Below are 19575 nucleotides of genomic sequence, written 5' to 3'. Positions count from 1 at the left end.
CTTTAAGCAGACATTGTCGGATTATGGCCGTACAAATGTTGTGCGAGTGCGAGGTGGAGTGATGGGCAGGCTGAACGAGGAAGAGGCGTACCTGGTCGAGACGGTGCGCGCCTTCATCGACCGCGACGTGAAGCCGACGGTGCAGGCGGTGGAGCACGCCAACGAGTACCCCGAGAAGTGGATCGAGCAGATGAAGCAGATCGGGATCTACGGTCTGGCGGTTCCGGAGGAGTACGGCGGATCTCCGGTGTCGATGCCCTGTTACGCGCAGGTGACCCAGGAACTGGCCCGCGGGTGGATGAGCCTGGCCGGGGCGATGGGTGGGCACACCGTCGTGGCGAAGCTGCTGTCGCTGTACGGCACCGAGGAGCAGAAGCGGCAGTACCTGCCGAAGATGGCGACCGGCGAGATCCGGGCCACCATGGCGCTGACCGAGCCCGGCGGCGGTTCCGATCTGCAGGCGATGTCCACCAACGCCAAGTCCGACGGCGACGATCTGGTGATCTCCGGGTCGAAGACGTGGATCTCCAACGCCCGCCGGTCCGGTCTGATCGCGCTGCTGTGCAAGACCGACCCGAAGGCGACCCCCCAGCACAAGGGGATTTCGATCGTCCTGGTCGAGCACGGTCCCGGTCTGACGGTGTCACGGGATCTGCCCAAGCTCGGCTACAAGGGCGTCGAAACCTGTGAGCTGTCGTTCGACAACTACCGGACCCCGGCCACGGCGATCCTCGGCGGGACCCCGGGCAAGGGGTTCGCGCAGATGATGAAGGGCCTCGAGACCGGCCGCATCCAGGTGGCCTGCCGGGCGCTGGGCGTGGCCACGGCCGCGCTCGAGGACTCCCTCGCCTACGCGCAGCAGCGGGAGAGTTTCGGCAAGCCGATCTGGAAGCATCAGTCGATCGGCAACTACCTGGCCGACATGGCGACCAAGCTGACGGCGGCCCGGCAGCTGACCTGGCATGCGGCCGAGCAGTACGACAGCGGTGATCGGTGCGACATGGAGGCCGGGATGGCGAAGCTGTATGCGTCGGAGGTGGCGATGGACATCGCCCTGAACGCGGTGCGCATCCACGGCGGTTACGGCTATTCCACCGAGTACGACGTCGAGCGGTACTTCCGGGACGCGCCGTTGATGATCGTCGGTGAGGGCACCAACGAGATCCAGCGCAACGTCATCGTCTCGCAACTCGTGTCGCGAGGCGGTCTGTAGTCCGGCAACCTGCACGTAGGATCGGTGCGCGATGAACGGTAGGGAAAGAGAACGAGAGACGGAGCCGGCGTACCAGCTGGTGTCGAAGCAGCTCCGTGAACACATAGCCGCGGGCAAGTACCGCGGCGGCCTCAAGCTCCCCACCGAATTCGAGCTCGCGGAACAGCACGGCGTGAGCCGGCAGACCGTACGACGCGCATTCCAGGACCTGGTAGCCGAGGGCATCGTCTACCGGGTCCCGGGCCGCGGGACGTTCGCAGCCGAGTCCGACGGCCGATACCTGCGTCAGCTGGGGTCGATCGAGGATCTGATGAATCTGTCCACCGACACCACCATGGAGGTGGTCTCCCCGCTGCGCCGCCGGGTCGACATCGAGGCCGCGAGCAGGCTCCGCCTCGACACCGACCTCGTCCACACGGTCGTGTTCCGGCGGCGCCACGACGACACCCCGTTCGTGCTGACCACCGTGTACCTTCCCGACGAGATCGCCCGGCTCGTCGTCGACGCGCCCGAGATGTCCGAGGGCGCCGTCAGTGCGTACACGATCATCGGTCTGCTGGAGCCGCACCTGCGCAGCCCCATCGTGGAGGCGGCGCAATCGATCACGGTCGCGCCCGCCCCCGCGGACGTGGCCCGCGAACTCGGCTGCCCCGAGGGCCATTCGATGCTGCGGGTGGACCGGCTCTATTCCGATTCGGAGGGGCGGACCGTCGAGTTGGCGGTCAGCTACTTCCTGCCCGAGCACTACACCTATCGCGTGACCCTGCGACGCGGCGGACGCTGACCGTCCGCGTCCTCGTCGGGATCGGCGTCTGCCGCCGCCGTCCTCGCGCTCGACGGACGTTTCCATGCCCACATCCCGGCACTGCTGCCGTTCCGTCCCGAACTCCGCGATGTGTTCGAGGCGAACGAACCGATGCGCAAGCAGACCGGGGACTTCACCGCCGGCACGGGTGAACAGTAGAGACCGACCGGTACGCATCGAGGTCCGATCGACAGCTCGAGCGACCGTCCAGTCCCTCTGCCAGGGGATGACGCCTCGAACTTCACCCCCTCGACCCGATAGTGTGCACGGCGGGGGCAAGCGCACGTCATCACCGAGAATTCGCAGAGGTTTACATTGTCGAGTCCCGAAAACGACGCCGAGCTCGCAGGCCGCGTCCAGCGCCTGCTGCAGTTCCTGCGCGAGATCGTCAGGGCTCGCACGAAGCCGGTTCTCCGCGTCGACCAGCACGAACAGGTTGAATGGCTGCATCAGGACGGCCGGACGATCCAACTCGATTCCGACGCCGCGCAGGGCGACATCGTCCTGCGCGTGCCCCTCATCGGCGTCGAGGATCCGCCGGAACTGCCCACGGTCCTGGCCGGCTGGGTGGACGCTGCGGCCCGCTCCGACAGCTCGCGTTCCGATCTCGAACTGAACGCGTCCGACGCCTACGCCGAGGACTCCGACGAGGAATACGACGTGCGCCGCGCGTACGACGTCCGGCAGGCGTTCGACGCTTACGTGCCGCGCTGGCAGGCGTGGGCGAAGGCAGACCGTGAGCGTCGTCCGCACGCCGATCTGTACCAGTCGCTGCAGCGGATGCTGCAGGAGCTGAACGCCCGACCCGAGTCGATCGAACTCGTCGTCGCGTCCGGTCTGCTGACCCTGGCGGGCGCAGGCCCGGACGGCGTCCAGACCCACCTGGTCACCCAGTCGGCGAGCATCCACCGCGATCCCCGGACCGGCGACCTGCTGGTGCGGCTGATCGCGGGCTCCCAGCCCCGGCTCGAAGACTCCCAGCTGTTCACCGGACTCGACGTCTACGACAGCGCGCACGCGATGCCGCTGCAGAAGCAACTGCAGGACACCGCCGTGTCGCCGCTGAGCGACGGCGTTCGCGCCCTGCTCGCGGAGTGGGCGCCGAAGTCGCTGATGACGACTGTCACGATGCGGGACGGCCTCCGGCCACCCGACACCGACGCCGACGGCACCCTCACGCTGTCGCCCGCCCTGGTCCTGCGCAAGCGCAGTGCCTTCGCGCTGGTCGAGTACTACGAGCAGATGATCTCCCACCTCGAACGCGACGGCGCGACCGTTCCGCTCGGGCTCGCGCAGCTGGTCGAGGCGATCGAACCGGCAGACCGGCTGTCGTGGCTCGAGCGCACCGGCGCTGCCACCTCGTCGACGCTCGCCGAAGACCCGCTCTTCCCGCTCCCGGCCAACGCCGAGCAGTCGCAGATCATCGAGCGGCTCGGCGGGGACAGCGGAGTGGTGGTCGAAGGGCCGCCCGGCACGGGCAAGACCCACACCATCGCCAACCTGGTGTCGGCGCTGCTCGCGCGCGGCCAGCGGGTGCTCGTCACGAGCGAGAAGGCGCAGGCGCTCCGGGTGCTGAGGGACAAGCTCCCGCCCGAGATGCAGGAACTGTGCGTCTCCATCACCGATCTGTCCCGCGGCGGCTCCGACGAGCTCACCCGCAGCGTCGCGACGATCGCCGAACGGAAGTCGTCGTTCAACCCGCACAGCGAGGGCCAGAAGATCGCCGATCTCCGCGCCCAGCGGGACGAGGCCGTGCAGAAGCGGGCCGTCGTACTCGAGCAGGTGAAGGCGCTGCGCGAGTCCGAGACCTACCTCCACGACGCTGTCGCGGACGGCTACGAGGGCACCGCCGCCACCATCGTCCGCAAGGTCATGGGTCTGCAGGACGCCTTCGAGTGGCTTCCCGGTCCGCTGCTGAGCGAGCAGCCGCCCCTCACCGGCACCGAGGTCGAGACGCTGCGCCGGCTGTCGGTGACGGCGTCCCCCGAACGGGCGCAGCGGTCCCGTCAGACGCTTCCCGCGCTCGACTCGCTGCTGCCCAACCGGGCCGAACTCGAACGGCTCTGCTCGCGGGCCTCGACCAGCGTCCCCATCGACACCCCGCAGTCGGCGCATCTGCTCGAGGTCCTCGGGGGTGTCGACCCCGAGACGGCGTACACGGTTCGCCGGCACTGCAAGGAATTGCAGGCGCGGGCACACGACGTCCTCGACCTCGACGGCCAGTTCCAGGGCCTCGCCGACACCGTCCTCTCCGGCCGGGCGACGCACCTGTGGGGTCGTCTGGACGCCCTGCCCGCGATCGTCGAGGCGGCCGCGGCCGCCGACCGCTACATCGGTGCGCACGACGTCCAGTGCGCCGTCATGACCCGACCGGCGCTGCAGGCGATCGGTGCGCTCGCCGTCGCGATGGAATCCGGCGCCGTCGAGTGGAAGACGCGCTTCCGTCGCAGCGACGAGCAGAAGGCCGTCGAAGAACTCGGCCTCGACGCCACCGTCGACGGTGTACCCGCCACGACCGCCGCCACCGTGCGGCTCGTGACCGAGCACTTACGCGCCCACGACGCCGCGCAGACCGCCGCCACCCTGCTGGCGGACCTTCGGATTCCGGTGGACATGAACGGTTCCCGTGCCGTCCAGGTCGACAGCCTCAACATGATCGTCGGCCGGGTGGCCCGGGTGCGCGCCCTCCTCGTCGCGCGCGACGCGCTGGCCCGCGAACTGTTCGCGCTGTCCCCGAACGCGCCGCGGATCCGCACTCTTGCGGACGCCGTCGCGGTGGCCGGGGCCGCAGAAGCGATCACCACGCGCGCCGACGTGGACAGTGCCCGTGCGGAACTCGACGCCATCGTCTCGGCAGTCTCCACCGAGGTCGACGCGGGACCGTCGCCGGAAGGCACCGCCCTGGTGGCGGCACTCGATCAGGCCGACAACGAGGCCCTGTCGGATGCCCTCTCCCGGTACGCGATCGCCCGCGTCGAGCAGCAGGATCAGCGGCTGTTCGACGAACTGTCCGACAAACTCTCACCCGTCGCCCCGGCGCTGTACGAACTGGTGCGCAGGACGGCGGCGCTCACCGAGTGGGACGAGATGAGCTGGCAGATGTCGGAGGCCTGGGCGTGGCGCCGTGCCCGCCAATGGGTCACCGAGCAGCACCGTGCCGGTCGTGAGCAGGAGCTGGAAGCCGAACTCAACGCCGTCGACGCGGATCTCGCGCACCTGACGGCGCGGCTCGCGGCGGCCACCGCCTGGCGCGACTGCCTCGAACACCTGACGGCAGATCAGGTGCGGGCACTGCAGACGTACCGCGAGCACATCTCCAGCATCGGTGCCGGCGCCGGGAAGTACGCCGAGAAGTACCGCAGCGCAGCACGATCCGCGATGGGCGAGGCGCAGGGCGCGGTGCCCGCGTGGGTGATGCCGCTGCAGCAGGTGCTCGCGTCGATCCCGCCCGTGCCGGGCAGCTTCGACGTCGTCATCGTCGACGAGGCGAGCCAGGCCGACATCACCAACCTGTTCCTGCTGTGGCTGGCGCCGCGGGTGATCGTTGTCGGCGACGACAAGCAGTGCGCACCCGCCGACATCCCCACCACCGGCACCCTCGACGACGTGTTCACGCGGCTCGACGCCTACCTGCCGGACCTTCCGGAGTACGTCCAGGCCACGCTCACGCCGCGGTCGAGCCTGTTCTCGATCCTGCGCACCAGCTTCGGTCAGGTGGTCCGGCTCCGCGAGCACTTCCGCTCGATGCCCGAGATCATCAACTGGTCGAGCACCCAATTCTACGGCGAACTGCCGCTGGTCCCGGTGCGGCAGTTCGGCGCGGACCGGCTTCCGCCGCTGAAACATACGTACGTATCCGAGGCCACCGTGTCAGGCAAGGACGCGACACTCACCAACCACGTCGAGGCCGCCGCCCTCGTCGACCAGCTCATCGAATGCCTCGTCGACCCTCGCTACGACGGCAAGACGTTCGGAATCGTCGTGTTGCAGGGGCAGTCCCAGGTCGACGCCATCCGGACCGAACTCGTCAAACGCATCGGCATCGAACAGTGGGAACAGCGGCGACTCCGGGTCGGGACGCCGCCCGACTTCCAGGGCGACGAACGAAGCGTCGTCTTCCTGTCGATGGTCGTGGGACCCGAGCAGAACTTCGCACCGCTGACGGCGAACCAGTACAAGCGGCGGTTCAACGTCGCGGCGTCACGGGCGCAGGACCAGCTGTGGGTGTTCCACTCCGTGACCGTCGACGAACTGAAGCGGGCCGACCTGCGCAACTCCCTGCTCAGCTACATGATGTCGACGTCGCCGGCGCCGGCCGACCCCATGCCGCAGGACGTCGACCGCGACACCCGGATCCCGCCGTTCGACAATCTGCTCGAGCAGCGGGTGTTCAACGACATCGCCGAACGCGGCTACCACGTCAATTCGCAAGTCGAGGTGAACAATCGGCGCATCGACCTCGTCGTCACCGGCGGCACCATGAGACTCGCCGTCGAATGCGACGGCGACGCGTTCTCGACCACCCCGGAACAGCGGATCGCGGACCTCGAACGCGAGCAGGAACTCAAACGGTGCGGCTGGACGTTCTGGCGCGTCCGGGAGTCGGAGTACTACCTCGACCCGAAGGCTGCCCTGTCGAGTCTGTGGGAGACTCTGGACAACCTCGGCATCGCGCCGCACGCGGTGGATCACGCGATCGCCATCGAGGCGGCCGCCGCCGAGCGGGCAGCGCGCGACGCCGCCGCGTCCGAGCGCGGAAAGCACGCGGCCCCCATAGGCGCTTCGCGCCCGTGAGTACTTATTAACGTCCCGCGGTTAACAAGTACTCACAGGTGCGGAGCGCATGAGAATCCAGGAGTTCGCCGTCTCCGACGAGAAGTCGGGGCCGTACGCGATCACGGCCGGGCCCGACCAGGCCTTGTGGGTGACGCTCGTCCACGCCGGTCGGATCGCGCGCCTCACCGTCGACGGTGAAGTCGCGACGTTTCCGCTCGACACCGCGGAGTGTGGGCCCACCATCATCACGCCGGGCCCGGACGAGGCCTTGTGGTTCACACGATTCCGCGACCACCGGATCGGGCGGATGACGTCGAACGGAGCGATCGATTCCTTCCCGATCCCGACCCCGGACAGCGGTCCGTTCGGGATCGTCGCCGGCCCGGACGGTGCCCTGTGGTTCACCGAGACGAATGCCGACCGGATCGGGCGGATCACCACTGACGGGCAGATCACCGAGTTTCCTCTGCCCACGGACGGCGGGTTCCCTTCGGCGATCACGCTGGGTCCGGACGACGCACTGTGGTTCACCCTCAACCAGGCGAACGCGATCGGCCGTATCGATCTCGACGGCAACGTCGCGGTGCATTCTCTGCCCACGCCCGCCGCCGGGCCGGTGGGGATCACCCGCGGGACCGACGACGCGCTGTGGTTCGTCGAGATCGGCGCCGGGCAGATCGGCCGGATCTCCGTCCACGGCCGGATCGACGAGTTCGCACTCCTGGACCGCTCGGCCCGACCTCACGCCGTCGTCGCCGACCCCGACGGCGGTTGCTGGTTCACCGAATGGGGCGCAAACCGCATCGGACACATCGGGCCGGACGGCGACATCACCGAATACGACCTGCCGACACCGTCTTCGGAGCCGCACGGGATCGCCGTGGGACCGGACGGTGCAGTCTGGGTCGCGCTGGAGATCGGACTTGTCGCGTGCCTGCGGCCCGTGAGTACTTATTAACGTCCCGTGGTTAACAAGTACTCACAGGTGCGGAGCGCACATGCTCACGGGCGCGGCTGCGCACGACTGTCGCCGCGGAACTCGGCGATGACGTCGTCGCCGCGCCGGACGGTGACGTCGTAGATGCCGTTGCGCCCGAATCGGGCCCGCTCCACGGCCTCGGCGACGAGGGTGTCGCCGAGGCGGGTGGCGGTCAGGAATCGGATGTCGGCGCGGGCGGCGACGGCGGGCGTGTCGTATCCGTTGCACGCCATCGCGAATGTGGTGTCGGCGAGGGTGAACACGAACCCGCCGTGGGTGATGCCGTGGCCGTTGACCATGGTCTCACCCACGACCATCGACGCGACTGCGTGACCGGGGCTGAGCTCGAGGATCTCGATGCCGAGCGCCTGGGACGCGTTGTCGGCTTCGAACATCTTCCGCGCGATGCGGCATTCCGCGGACGCGTCGACAGTCATGGTTCTCCTACTGGTTGTAGACGGATTCTTCTTCTTGGACGTACATGGTGACGCCGCCGGTGGCGAAGTTGCGGACGTCCTTGCCCGCCTGCTTCATCTCCTCGGACTGCAATCCGGACTTCATGGTGTCGGCGTCGGGGAAGACGAGGCTTGCGACCGCGTAGTACGGCGGCTTCCCGCCGTCGAGGGCGCTGCACTTGCCCCACGTGAAGTCGGTCAGGCCGGGGATCTTGCGGGCCAGCGGCATGTGGGTGTCGCGGTAGTAGGCGTCGAACGCCTCGGGATCATCGGGGTGGCCGTAACAGACGGCGACCTTGAAGCTCATGCGTTTTCTCCTTTGGCGACGAGGGTGAGTACGTCGTACGTTGCGACGGGATCGCCGTCCTGGTTGACGACGACTGCATCCCAACGGACTTCACCGTAGTCGGCGCTGCTGCGCGGGGTGATGAGCTTCGCGGTGAGCGTGACGGTGAGGCTGTCGTCGGCCTTGACGGGGGTGAGGAACCGGAGGTTGTCGACGCCGAAGTTGGCGAGGACGGGACCGGGATTCGGTTCGACGAACAGGCCGGCGGCGAGGGAGACGACGAGGTATCCGTGGGCGACGATGCCGCCGAACAGCGGGTTCGCGGCCGCGGCCTCGGGGTCGGTGTGGGCGTAGAAGGTGTCGCCGGTGAACTCGGCGAAGTGGTCGATGTCGGCGAGGGTGACCTGGCGGGGGCCGCCGACGATGGTGTCGCCGATCCGCAACTGAGCGAGGTTCTTCCGGAACGGGTGGATGCCGTCGTCGTTGCGCTGCGAACCGGTGACCCACTTGTTTCCGACCGCGGTCAGGATGTCGGGGGTGGCCTGGACCGCGGTGCGCTGCATGTGGTGCAGGATGCCGCGGATGCCGCCGAGTTCCTCACCGCCGCCTGCGCGTCCGGGGCCGCCGTGCACGAGGACGGGCAGGGGTGAGCCGTGGCCGGTGGATTCCTTGGCGTCGTCGCGGTTGAGGACGAGGACGCGGCCGTGGAACGGGGCGAGGCCCAGCACGATGTCGCGGGCGAGTGCGGAATCGCGGGTGACGAGGGAGGCGACGAGGCTGCCCTTGCCGCGGGCGGCGAGTTCGATGACCTCGTCGGTGCTGTCGTATCCGATGACGGTGCTGACCGGGCCGAAGGCCTCGATGTCGTGGGGTTCGGTGGCGTCCTTGTCGTCGGAGCGCAGCAGGATCGGCGGCAGGAACGCGCCCGTCGCCTTGTCGGCGCCGACGACGTCGAAGTTCTCCGGGTCGCCGACCACGATCTGCGCCGACTTGGTCAGTCCGCGGAGCGATTTCAGGACCTCGTCGCGCTGTTCCAGGCTGGCGAGCGCACCCATCGTGACGCCTTCGGCGTCGGGGGCGCCGACCACGACGCGCGACAGCCGGGCCTCGGCCGCGGCGATGACGTCGTCCATCAGTGCGGACGGCACGAAGGCGCGCCGGATGGCGGTGCACTTCTGGCCGGCCTTCACTGTCATCTCGGTGACGAGTTGCTTGACGTAGAGGTCGAATTCCTCGCTGCCCGGTTCGACGTCGGAGCCGAGGATCGACGCGTTGAGCGAATCGGCCTCGGCGTTGAAGTGGACGCCCTCGCCGACGACGTTCGGATGCGCCCGCAGGGTGGCCGCGGTGTCGGCGGATCCGGTGAACGCCACGGAGTCCTGCCCGCCGAGGTGGTCGAGCAGCCCGCGGGCGCTCCCCGACAGCAACTGGACCGAACCCTCGGGCAGCAGCCCGGACTCGATGATGCGACGGAACACGAGCTCGGTGAGATAGGCCGACTGGCTCGCGGGCTTGACGATGGACGGGACGCCGGCGATGAACGCGGGGGCGAGCTTCTCGAGGAAGCCCCACACCGGGAAGTTGAACGCGTTGATCTGGACGGCCACGCCGCGGCGCGAGGTGTAGACGTGCTGGCCGAGGAAGGTGCCCTTCTTGCCCAGCTGCTCGAACGCGCCGTCGAGGTAGACGGTGTCGTTGGGCAGTTCCCGCCTGGCCTTGCTGGCGTAGCTGAGGAGGGTGCCGAAGCCGCCGTCGATGTCGACGCCGGAGTCGCGCTTGGTGGCGCCGGTCGAGGTGGAGAGGGCGTAGAACTCCTCCTTGCCCGCCATGAGGGTGAGGGCGAGCGCCTTGAGGGCGGCGGCACGCTCGTGGAAGGTCAGTTTCGCGAGCGCCGGTCCGCCCACCTCGCGGGCGTAGGTCACCATCTCGCCGAGGTCGAGTCCGGTCGCGGAGATGCGCGCCACCTCGGAACCGTCGACCGCGCTCAGCAGCGGGGTTCCCTCGTCCGGCGCGGTGTACCAGCGTCCGGCGGCGTAGCTTTCCAGTAACTTGCTCACGACAACTCCATTTCACCGTACGTTCGGTCGGTTAACAGAATCGTCGCTTCCGCCGCTGGTTGTCAAGGGAGCATCGCAACTTTTCGTGCGCTACCTCCCCTTGCGTACCGACCGAAGATTCGGTTATTAATAGACGGCACCCCCGTGAAGGAGAAGACTGTGGCCGAAGTGTTTCTGGTGGACGGAGCCCGTACCCCGCAGGGTCGATACGGCGGAGCGCTCGCAGGAGTGCGCCCCGACGACCTTGCCGGTCTCGTCGTGGCCGAGGCCGCCCGCCGGGCCGGGATCCCGGGCGACGCCGTCGACGAGGTGATCCTCGGTGCCGCCAACCAGGCCGGTGAGGACAACCGGGACGTCGCCCGCATGACCGTGCTGCTCGCGGGCCTGCCCGACAGCGTTCCCGGCTACACGGTGAACCGCCTGTGTGCGAGCGGTCTGACCGCCGTCGCGTCCGCCGCGCACACCATCCGCAGCGGCGAGGCCGACATCGTGATCGCCGGCGGCGTCGAATCGATGACCCGCGCACCCTGGGTGATGGCCAAGCCCGGCACCCCGTGGGCACGTCCGGGGGAGGTGGCCGACACCTCGCTCGGCTGGCGCTTCACGAACCCGCGGTTCACCGCGGCAGACCGTGACGTTCCGGCCGGGGCCGGACCGGACGTCCGCAAGGTGACGTTGTCGATGGGCGAGACGGCCGAGGAGGTCGCCGCGCTCGAGGGCATCACCCGCGCCGAGAGCGACGCCTTCGCGCTGCGCAGCCAGGAGCGGGCGATTGCGGCGGTGGACGCCGGCCGGTTCGCCCGTGAGATCGTGCCCGTGCCGGTGCGCGACGGTGAACTGACCGCCGACGAAACCCCCAGGCGGGGAACCACGCTGGAGAAGCTGGGTTCGCTGAAACCGGTGTTCCGCACCGGCGGCATCGTGACCGCCGGCTCGTCGTCGTCCCTCTCGGACGGCGCCGCGGCCCTGGTCGTCGCGAGCGAGGCTGCGGTGGAGAAGTACGGCCTGACCGTCCGCGGCCGCATCGTCACCAGCGCCAGCGCGGGCATCGCCCCCAACGTCATGGGTCTGGGCCCGGTCCCGGCCACCCGCAAGGCCCTCGCCCGCGCCAACTGGTCGATCTCCGACCTCGGCGCCGCCGAACTCAACGAGGCCTTCGCGGCGCAGTCGCTCGGAGTGATCCGGCAGCTGAAGCTGGACGAGTCGATCGTCAACGCGGACGGCGGCGCCATCGCACTCGGCCACCCGCTGGGCTGCTCGGGTGCGCGGATCCTGCTGACGCTGCTCGGCCGGATGGAACGCGAAGGCGTCCGCCGCGGGCTGGCCTCGCTGTGCGTGGGCGTCGGCCAGGGCGTCGCGATGCTGATCGAGGCGCCGTGAACACACTGAAGATCGAGGACCGCGACGACCGCATGGTGGTCACGCTGCACCGTCCCGCGCAGCGCAACGCGATCAACGCGGAGATGATCGGCGAACTGCACCAGGTGTGCGCCGCGCTGGAAGCGGCGCCGAAGCCGATGTTGCTGACCGGCGAGGGCGACCACTTCGCCGGTGGCGCCGACATCGCCGAACTGCGTGAACGCGGCCGCGACGAGGCGTTCGCCGGCATCAACCGCAATCTGTTCGACCGCATCGCGAAGCTGCCGCTGCCCACCGTCGCGGCGGTGAGCGGGTACGCGCTCGGCGGCGGCGCCGAACTGTCCTACGCCTGCGACATCCGCATCGCCACCGAGACCGCGGTCTTCGGGAACCCGGAGCCGGGGCTGGGGATCATGGCCGCGGCCGGGGCCAGTTACCGGCTGCCCGAATTGGTCGGCACGTCCGTCGCCAAGCAGGTTCTGCTCGGCGGCCGGAACCTCGACGCGCAGGACGCGCTGCGCAGCGGACTCGTCATGAGTGTCGTCGCACCCGGCGAGCACATCGATGCAGCGCACAAGGTCATCGACCGCATCACGCGCTCGGCGCCGCTGGCGCTCAAGCTCACGAAGATGATCGTCGACGCACCGGGCTCGCACCCGTTCGCCGACGACATCGCCCAGGCGGTGCTGTTCGAGAGCCGCGACAAACACGACCGCATGACTGCGTTTCTGGAGAAGAGAAAATGACGAGCACGGCACCGAAGAACGTCGGAGTGGTCGGCGGCGGCCGGATGGGCGCGGGTATCGCGCAGGTCTTCGCGACCCTCGGCTCCACCGTCACCATCGCCGAGAGCGGCGACCGGCAGGCGGCGCTGAGGCGGGTGTCCGACGGACTGGACCGCGCGCACGAACGCGGCAAGCTCGGCGACGTCGGTCCCGCGACGATCCTCGGACGGGTGTCCACGGTGGCCGCCCCCGATGCGCTCCCGCCGGCCCTGGATCTGGTGGTCGAGGCGGTGCCCGAACTGGTCGACCTCAAGCTGTCCGTGCTCTCGCTCGTCGAGAAGACGGTCGACCCGTCGACGGTGATCGCCAGCAACACCAGTTCGATCTCCATCGCCGAACTCGGCAGTGCCCTCAGCGACCCGGCCCGGCTGATCGGCATGCATTTCTTCAATCCGGTTCCGGCGTCGACGCTCGTCGAGATCGTCCGCGCCCCCGCCACCGACTCCGGTGTCGTCGAGAAGGTCCGGGAGTGGGTGGCCCAGCTCGGCAAGACCGAGGTGCTGGTGAACGATTCCCCGGGCTTCGCGACCAGCCGTCTCGGCGTGTGCCTCGGGCTCGAGGCGATCCGGATGCTCGAGGAAGGCGTCGCCGACGCCGAGTCCATCGACCGGGCCATGGAACTGGGCTATCGCCACCCGATGGGACCGCTGCGGTCCACCGATCTGGTCGGACTGGACGTCCGGCTCGCGATCGCCGAGCACCTCGCGAAGACGCTCGGCGACCGGTTCGCGCCGCCCGCGCTGCTGCGCGAGAAGGTCGCCAACGGCGAACTCGGCCGCAAGACGGGCCAGGGGTTCTTCACCTGGTCCTGACGGGCCACCCACATCACAATCAGCAGGAGGCACATTCTCATGAGCACTGACGACGTGGTCGGACTTTCCGTGGACGCGGGACTGGCCACCATCACCCTGCGCCGTGCGGGCGCGTCCAACGCCCTGGACCGCGCGGTGAAGGAACAGTTGCTGGCGGCGGTGGAGAAGGTCGCCGCCGACGACGGCGTGCGTGCCCTACTGCTGCAGGCGGAGGGCAAGAACTTCTGCGTCGGCCAGGACCTGGCCGAGCACGTCGCCGGGCTCGAGGCGGACGCCGCGCACGCGATGGACACCGTCGCCGAGCACTACAACCCGCTGCTCCGGGCGCTGGCCGCGGTCCGTGTCCCGGTCGTCGTCGCGGTCGGTGGGGCCTGCGTGGGGGCGGGGCTGGGCATCGCCCTGGCCGCCGACATCCGGATCGCGGGGGAGGGCGCGAAGTTCGCCACGGCCTTCACGGGGATCGCGCTGGCCGGCGACTCCGGGCTGAGTCACACCCTGGTGCAGGCGCTGGGAGCGAGCCGGGCGACCGGGCTGATGATGCTCGGCGACCGGTTCACAGCGGCGCAGGCGCTGGACTGGGGGCTGGTGCACCGGGTGGTTCCCGACGTCGAACTCGGGGACGCGGCCACTGCGCTGGCGCGGAAGCTGGCTGACGGTCCCACGGCCGCGTACGCGCAGGTCAAGTCGCTGGTCTCGGCAGCGTCGAGCGGGCTGTCGGAGGCGCTCGAGCGGGAGCGCGAGGCCGCCGAGCAGCTCGGCCGGTCGAAGGATCACCGCAGCGCGGTCGACGCGTTCCTCGCGAAGCGTACGCCCGCCTTCGAAGGCCACTGACGTAATTCGGCTCCCGCCCTTGTGTGGGCGGCGGCTGACATGCATACTTGATACCAACCGATCATTCGGTAATAGAGGTAGGACATATGACCACGTCACACGCTTCCGATGAGCTGCAAGAGCTCTTCGATGACACCATCGCAGCCGACCAGAGGGTCGAGCCGAGGGACTGGATGCCCGACGGCTACCGCAAGACTCTGATCCGGCAGATCGCGCAGCACGCGCATTCGGAGATCATCGGCATGCAACCGGAGGGCAACTGGCTCACTCGCGCGCCGTCGCTGCGCCGCAAGGCGATCCTCATGGCGAAGGTTCAGGACGAGGCCGGGCACGGCCTGTACCTGTACTCGGCCGCCGAGACGCTCGGAGCCGATCGCGCCGACCTCACCGAGAAGCTGATCGAGGGCAAGCAGAAGTACTCCTCGATCTTCAACTACCCGACGCTCACCTACGCCGACGTCGGCGTCATCGGCTGGCTCGTCGACGGCGCCGCGATCTGCAACCAGGTTCCGTTGTGCCGCAGCTCCTTCGGGCCGTACGCGCGGGCGATGATCCGGGTGTGCAAGGAGGAGTCCTTCCACCAGCGTCAGGGTTTCGAACTGCTGATGACGATGATGCGCGGCACCGACGCCCAGCGCGAGATGGTGCAGGAGTCGGTGAACCGCTGGTGGTGGCCGGCGCTGATGATGTTCGGACCGCCGGACGATCAGTCGCCCAACTCCGAGCAGTCCATGAAGTGGCGCATCAAGCGGCACACCAACGACGAACTTCGTCAGCGGTTCGTCGACATGTCCATCCCGCAGGCCGAGGTGCTCGGCGTGACGTTCCCGGATCCGGACCTGAAGTGGAACGCCGAGCGTGGCGCTCACGACTTCGGTGAGCCCGACTGGAGCGAGTTCATGCAGGTGATCAAGGGCAACGGCGCATCGAGCGTCGAGCGCGTCGCCAACCGGCGGGCAGCACACGAGAACGGGGCGTGGGTGCGGGAGGCCGCGACGGCCTTCGCCCGCCGCGAGAGCAGCAAGGAGAACGCACGATGAGCACGGACGACAACGCAGTGCGCGCGGACTGGCCCCTGTACGAGGTGTTCCTGCGCGGCAAGCGCGGACTCAACCACGTTCACGTCGGATCCCTGCACGCAGCCGACGACGAGATGGCCGTCCGGCACGCCCGGGACGTCTACACCCGCCGCAACGAGGGCGTGAGCATCTGGGTGGTTCGGTCCAATTCGATCGTGGCGTCCAGCCCGTCGGAGAAGGATCCCTACTTCGCGCCCAGCGGCGACAAGGTGTACCGGCACCCCACGTTCTACGAGATCCCCGACAACGTTCCCCACATGTGAGGCTGACGATGACCGACCACGACAATGCTTACGAAGGCCTCGTCGACGAAGACAGCCACGGCCAGTGGGCGTTCGGCACCAGCTTCGACGATCCCCTCGCGGGTGTCGACACCACGGTTCCGGAGGACGTCGACCTCTCCGCGCTGGCCGGCTACTGCCTGATGCTGGGTGACGATGCACTGATCAGCTCACAGCGTCTTGCCGAGTGGAGCACGCGCGCACCGGAACTCGAGGAGGAGGTCGCGCTCGCGAACGTCGGGCTCGACCTGCTCGGTCAGGCGCGACTGCTGCTCGCCCGTGCGGCCGTGGCGGACGCGTCGGTGGTGCCGTACATCTCGGAGACGAGCCCGGTTCCCGCGGAGGACGCGCTCGCGTTCTTCCGGGACGAGAATCGGTTCCGCAACACCCGGCTGGCCGAACTCGACAACGGCGACTTCGCTCAGTCGGTCACGCGACTGCTGGTGTTCTCGACGTGGCGTCTCGCGCTGTTCGATCGTCTCCGCACGTCCCGGGACCCGGTTCTCGCGGCGGTCGCGGTGAAGGGCGTCAAGGAACTCACCTACCACCGCGACTATGCGGCCCGCTGGGTTGTGACGCTCGGCTGCGGGACGGAGGAGTCGAAGTCCAGGATGGGAGCGGCGCTAACCCACGTGTGGCCGTATGTCGAGGAACTGTTCGTCCCGACCACCGAGGAGCTCGCGCTCGCGGCGGTGGGGGTGGGCGTCGACCCGCGGGACGTGCGTGAGGAATTCGATTCCGTGCTCGAGCAGGTGCTGCATGCCGCCGAGCTCACCGCACCGACCGGCCGGACCGTCGGCACCGTCGGCGGCCGGGCAGGACGGCAGGGATTGCACACCGAGGCGCTCGGACTGCTGCTCGCCGAGATGCAGAGCGTGGCCCGGGCGCACCCCGAAGGAGTGTGGTGACATGACCACCGCCGTGCGCAGCGACGCCCGTCGCCTCGCCGAATCCGTGCTCGACCCCGAGATGCCGATGCTCACGCTCGCCGATCTCGGTGTGCTGCGCGACGTCGAGGAATACGCCGACGGGTCGGTGGTCGTGACCATCACCCCCACCTATTCCGGTTGCCCCGCCATGGCCACCATGCGGGACGACATCGAGCACATCCTGCAGGACGCCGGGTTCGGCAGCGTCGAGGTCAGGACCGTCCTGTCGCCGCCGTGGAGCACGGACTGGATCAGCGAGAACGGGCTGCGCGCGCTCCGCGAGAACGGCTACTCGACACCCGGTCCCGCGCCGCGACGCGCATCGGGTCCGGTGCCGTTGACGCTCACCGTCAAGCCGCGACCCGTGGCATGCCCCAAGTGCCACTCGGCGAACACCCGGCTCGACTCGGAATTCGGGGCGACGCTGTGCAAGGCGCTCTACCGGTGCCTCGACTGCCTCGAACCCTTCGATCACGTGAAGGAAATCTGACCATGACCACAGCGGTCTCCCCGAAACCCGGCGCGGCGTTGCGCAACAGGGCGTTCCACACCCTCACCGTCGCCGACGTCGAATCCCTGTGCGACGACGCGGTCGCGGTCACGTTCGACGTGCCGGCCGAGCTCGCCGACGAGTTCGCGTTCGGTCCCGGACAGTCGCTCACGCTGCGGCGGACGATCGACGGTGTCGAACACCGCCGCTCGTACTCCATCTGCGCGCCTTCCGGTTCCGCGCCGCGGGTCGGTGTGCGCGAGGTGTCCGACGGTCTGTTCTCGACGTGGCTCGTGCACGACGTCCGCCCCGGCGACCGGATCGAGGTGCAGGGCCCGAGCGGAACGTTCGTCGCCGACCCCGCGGCCGGCGGTCGCCACGTGCTGATCGCCGCCGGGTCGGGCATCACGCCGATGCTGTCGATCGCCGCATCGATGCTGGCGAACCCCGAGGCCGAAGTCGTTCTCCTGTACGGCAACCGGCGCACCCGCTCGGTGATGTTCGCCGAGGAGATCGCCGACCTCAAGGACACGTACGGGTCGCGCTTCGACATCATCCATGTCCTGTCCCGCGAGCCCCGCGAGGTCGAACTGTTCACCGGCCGTCTCGACGCCGACCGGCTCCGCGCCATCTTCGACGCCGTGGTCCCGGTGGCCGACATCGATCACTTCTGGCTGTGCGGCCCGTACGGCATGGTCACCGACGCCGAGACCGTTCTCGGCGACTTGCAGATCGACAAGAGCCGCGTGCATCACGAACTGTTCTTCGTCGACGACGTGCCCCCGCCCATGGAAACCCACCGCGAGCCCGGCGTCACCGGGCCGAGCAGTGAGGTGACGGTTGTCCTGGACGGTCGCTCGACCACCGCGACGCTGCCGCGGGACGAGGCGATCCTCGATGCCGCCGAGAAGTACCGCTCGGACCTTCCGTTCGCCTGCAAGGGCGGCGTCTGCGGAACGTGCCGCGCCAAGATCACGTGCGGTGACGTGGACATGCGCCGCAACTACGCGCTCGAGGACTACGAGGTCGACTCCGGCTTCGTGCTGACGTGCCAGACCTTCCCGGTCAGCGACAACGTGACCGTCGATTTCGACGCCTGACCATACCCAGCCCGCACACCTCGGAGACTAGAATGACCAGTATCGCCGCCCCCTCGCAGGACATCGAGTTCGCCACGCGCGACCGGATCTCATCGCTGCAACTCGAACGCCTGCAGTGGTCACTTCTCCACGCGTACACCAACGTTCCGCACTACCGGGAGGCGTTCGACGACGCCGGTGTGCACCCGAGTGACCTGAAGGACCTGTCCGATCTGGCCAAGTTCCCGTTCACGGCGAAGGCGGATCTGCGGGCGAACTATCCGTTCGGGATGTTCGCGGTGCCGCAGGAGAAGGTCTCGCGCATCCACGCGTCGTCCGGGACCACCGGGCGCCCGACGGTCGTCGGGTACACCACGGGCGACCTGAACAACTGGGCCGATCTGGTCGCGCGGAGCCTGCGGGCGGGTGGGGTGAAGCCGACGGACAAGGTGCACGTCGCGTACGGGTACGGTCTGTTCACCGGTGGCCTCGGCGCGCATTACGGTGCCGAGCGGCTGGGCTGCACGGTGATCCCGATGTCCGGGGGTATGACGGACCGCCAGATCCAGCTGATCGAGGACTTCGAACCCGACGCGATCATGGTGACGCCGTCGTACATGCTCACGATCGTCGACGCGATGATCAAGAAGGGCATCGATCCGTCGAAGACGTCGCTGCGGACCGGTGTGTTCGGGGCGGAGCCGTGGACCGAGGAGATGCGCACCGAACTCGAGAAGCAGCTGAACATGGACGCCGTCGACATCTACGGGCTGTCCGAGGTGATGGGCCCGGGTGTCGCGATGGAATGCGTCGAGACCAAGGACGGCCTGCACATCTGGGAGGACCACTTCTACCCGGAGATCATCGACCCGGTCACCGGGGAGGTGCTGCCCGACGGTGAGGAGGGCGAACTCGTCTTCACGTCGCTGACCAAGGAGGCGATGCCGATCATCCGGTACCGCACCCGCGACCTCACCCGGCTGCTGCCGGGAACGGCGCGGTCGGTGCGGCGGATGCAGAAGGTCACCGGGCGCACCGACGACATGATCATCCTGCGCGGGGTGAATCTCTTCCCCACCCAGATCGAGGAACTGATCCTCGCCGTGCCGGCGCTGGCACCCCAGTTCCAGTGCATCCTGGACCGCCCGGGCCGCATGGACGAGCTGACCGTGCGGGTGGAATCGCGTCCGGATGCCGTGACCGACGACCACGCGCGGGCCGCGGGTGAACTGCAGAAGCTGGTGAAGAATAGGATCGGCGTGAGCGTGAAGGTTGACGTCGTCGCTCCCGGCGACCTCGAACGCTCACTCGGTAAGGCACGTCGACTGATCGACAACCGCTCCGCTCAGTGAGGTGATC

The 19575-nt window shown here is 68.5% G+C and carries 17 protein-coding genes; 14 read left to right on the top strand and 3 right to left on the bottom strand.

Features of this window, described 5'->3' with window-relative positions:
* Positions 1 to 61: 61 nt before the first annotated feature.
* The 4 genes from QM841_RS12025 to QM841_RS12010 all read left to right on the top strand — a co-directional run bounded on the left by QM841_RS12025 (position 62) and on the right by QM841_RS12010 (position 7752).
* Positions 62 to 1213, top strand: coding sequence for an acyl-CoA dehydrogenase family protein (locus QM841_RS12025; protein WP_283332163.1), 1152 nt, complete (start codon positions 62 to 64; stop codon positions 1211 to 1213).
* A gap of 31 nt (positions 1214 to 1244) precedes the next feature.
* Positions 1245 to 1997 (top strand): GntR family transcriptional regulator, encoded by a 753-nt coding sequence (locus QM841_RS12020; protein WP_007301678.1) that lies wholly within the window; start codon positions 1245 to 1247, stop codon positions 1995 to 1997.
* A gap of 336 nt (positions 1998 to 2333) precedes the next feature.
* On the top strand, positions 2334 to 6812 hold the full coding sequence (locus tag QM841_RS12015; protein ID WP_283332162.1) for a PDDEXK-like endonuclease domain-containing protein: 4479 nt from the start codon (positions 2334 to 2336) through the stop codon (positions 6810 to 6812).
* Positions 6813 to 6861: 49 nt separating this feature from the next.
* A complete protein-coding gene (locus QM841_RS12010) occupies positions 6862 to 7752 on the top strand; it encodes a Vgb family protein (RefSeq protein ID WP_283332161.1) in 891 nt (296 codons plus the stop codon).
* A 44-nt stretch (positions 7753 to 7796) separates the two neighbouring features.
* Here the strand turns inward: QM841_RS12010 and paaI are convergent, their stop codons facing one another.
* The 3 genes from paaI to paaZ are packed head-to-tail and all read right to left on the bottom strand — an operon-like array spanning position 7797 to position 10571.
* A complete protein-coding gene (gene paaI, locus QM841_RS12005) occupies positions 7797 to 8210 on the bottom strand; it encodes a hydroxyphenylacetyl-CoA thioesterase PaaI (RefSeq protein WP_283332160.1) in 414 nt (137 codons plus the stop codon).
* A 7-nt stretch (positions 8211 to 8217) separates the two neighbouring features.
* Positions 8218 to 8535 carry an EthD family reductase gene (locus QM841_RS12000; protein WP_283332159.1) on the bottom strand — a complete coding sequence of 106 codons (318 nt, stop codon included), beginning with the start codon at positions 8533 to 8535 and terminating at the stop codon, positions 8218 to 8220.
* Positions 8532 to 10571: a phenylacetic acid degradation bifunctional protein PaaZ gene (paaZ, locus tag QM841_RS11995; protein ID WP_283332158.1), complete on the bottom strand. Its 2040-nt coding sequence runs from the start codon at positions 10569 to 10571 to the stop codon at positions 8532 to 8534. The genes QM841_RS12000 and paaZ overlap by 4 nt, the downstream gene beginning before the upstream one ends.
* Positions 10572 to 10730: 159 nt before the next feature.
* Here paaZ and QM841_RS11990 point away from each other — a divergent pair, with 159 nt between their 5' ends.
* The 10 genes from QM841_RS11990 to paaK all read left to right on the top strand — a co-directional run bounded on the left by QM841_RS11990 (position 10731) and on the right by paaK (position 19568).
* Positions 10731 to 11951: a thiolase family protein gene (locus tag QM841_RS11990; protein ID WP_283332157.1), complete on the top strand. Its 1221-nt coding sequence runs from the start codon at positions 10731 to 10733 to the stop codon at positions 11949 to 11951.
* Positions 11948 to 12676 (top strand): enoyl-CoA hydratase/isomerase family protein, encoded by a 729-nt coding sequence (locus QM841_RS11985; protein WP_283332156.1) that lies wholly within the window; start codon positions 11948 to 11950, stop codon positions 12674 to 12676. Before QM841_RS11990 ends, QM841_RS11985 begins: the two co-directional genes overlap by 4 nt.
* A complete protein-coding gene (locus QM841_RS11980) occupies positions 12673 to 13527 on the top strand; it encodes a 3-hydroxyacyl-CoA dehydrogenase family protein (protein WP_283332155.1) in 855 nt (284 codons plus the stop codon). Before QM841_RS11985 ends, QM841_RS11980 begins: the two co-directional genes overlap by 4 nt.
* 39 nt (positions 13528 to 13566) lie before the next feature.
* Positions 13567 to 14358, top strand: a complete 792-nt coding sequence (locus QM841_RS11975) for an enoyl-CoA hydratase-related protein (protein WP_283332154.1) — start codon at positions 13567 to 13569, stop codon at positions 14356 to 14358.
* 86 nt (positions 14359 to 14444) lie between these two features.
* Positions 14445 to 15398, top strand: coding sequence for a 1,2-phenylacetyl-CoA epoxidase subunit PaaA (gene paaA, locus QM841_RS11970; protein WP_005250773.1), 954 nt, complete (start codon positions 14445 to 14447; stop codon positions 15396 to 15398).
* On the top strand, positions 15395 to 15700 hold the full coding sequence (gene paaB, locus QM841_RS11965) for a 1,2-phenylacetyl-CoA epoxidase subunit PaaB (RefSeq protein WP_005250775.1): 306 nt from the start codon (positions 15395 to 15397) through the stop codon (positions 15698 to 15700). The genes paaA and paaB overlap by 4 nt, the downstream gene beginning before the upstream one ends.
* 8 nt (positions 15701 to 15708) lie before the next feature.
* A complete protein-coding gene (gene paaC, locus QM841_RS11960; protein WP_283332153.1) occupies positions 15709 to 16626 on the top strand; it encodes a 1,2-phenylacetyl-CoA epoxidase subunit PaaC in 918 nt (305 codons plus the stop codon).
* Position 16627: 1 nt separating this feature from the next.
* Complete coding sequence (gene paaD, locus QM841_RS11955) at positions 16628 to 17137, top strand: 1,2-phenylacetyl-CoA epoxidase subunit PaaD (RefSeq protein ID WP_283332152.1); 510 nt, start codon at positions 16628 to 16630, stop codon at positions 17135 to 17137.
* A 2-nt stretch (positions 17138 to 17139) separates the two neighbouring features.
* On the top strand, positions 17140 to 18237 hold the full coding sequence (gene paaE / locus QM841_RS11950) for a 1,2-phenylacetyl-CoA epoxidase subunit PaaE (protein WP_283332151.1): 1098 nt from the start codon (positions 17140 to 17142) through the stop codon (positions 18235 to 18237).
* A gap of 32 nt (positions 18238 to 18269) precedes the next feature.
* Positions 18270 to 19568 (top strand): phenylacetate--CoA ligase PaaK, encoded by a 1299-nt coding sequence (paaK, locus tag QM841_RS11945; protein WP_283332150.1) that lies wholly within the window; start codon positions 18270 to 18272, stop codon positions 19566 to 19568.
* Positions 19569 to 19575: the final 7 nt, after the last annotated feature.

Source organism: Rhodococcus sp. IEGM 1307 (genome assembly GCF_030056915.1).
In the GTDB taxonomy this organism is placed as follows: domain Bacteria; phylum Actinomycetota; class Actinomycetes; order Mycobacteriales; family Mycobacteriaceae; genus Rhodococcus_F; species Rhodococcus_F opacus_D.
This window is presented reverse-complemented; position numbering and strand designations above follow the sequence as displayed.

Bases quoted from the DNA above. Each gene is read 5' to 3' on its own strand.
- paaA (WP_005250773.1), top strand. From the start codon at position 14,445: ATGACCACGTCACACGCTTCCGATGAGCTGCAAGAGCTCTTCGATGAC.
- QM841_RS11975 (WP_283332154.1), top strand. From the start codon at position 13,567: ATGAGCACTGACGACGTGGTCGGACTTTCCGTGGACGCGGGACTGGCC.
- paaE (WP_283332151.1), top strand. From the start codon at position 17,140: ATGACCACAGCGGTCTCCCCGAAACCCGGCGCGGCGTTGCGCAACAGG.
- QM841_RS12000 (WP_283332159.1), bottom strand. From the start codon at position 8,535: ATGAGCTTCAAGGTCGCCGTCTGTTACGGCCACCCCGATGATCCCGAG.
- QM841_RS12010 (WP_283332161.1), top strand. From the start codon at position 6,862: ATGAGAATCCAGGAGTTCGCCGTCTCCGACGAGAAGTCGGGGCCGTAC.
- paaI (WP_283332160.1), bottom strand. From the start codon at position 8,210: ATGACTGTCGACGCGTCCGCGGAATGCCGCATCGCGCGGAAGATGTTC.
- paaB (WP_005250775.1), top strand. From the start codon at position 15,395: ATGAGCACGGACGACAACGCAGTGCGCGCGGACTGGCCCCTGTACGAG.
- paaC (WP_283332153.1), top strand. From the start codon at position 15,709: ATGACCGACCACGACAATGCTTACGAAGGCCTCGTCGACGAAGACAGC.
- paaD (WP_283332152.1), top strand. From the start codon at position 16,628: ATGACCACCGCCGTGCGCAGCGACGCCCGTCGCCTCGCCGAATCCGTG.
- paaK (WP_283332150.1), top strand. From the start codon at position 18,270: ATGACCAGTATCGCCGCCCCCTCGCAGGACATCGAGTTCGCCACGCGC.
- QM841_RS12025 (WP_283332163.1), top strand. From the start codon at position 62: ATGGGCAGGCTGAACGAGGAAGAGGCGTACCTGGTCGAGACGGTGCGC.
- QM841_RS12020 (WP_007301678.1), top strand. From the start codon at position 1,245: ATGAACGGTAGGGAAAGAGAACGAGAGACGGAGCCGGCGTACCAGCTG.
- QM841_RS11980 (WP_283332155.1), top strand. From the start codon at position 12,673: ATGACGAGCACGGCACCGAAGAACGTCGGAGTGGTCGGCGGCGGCCGG.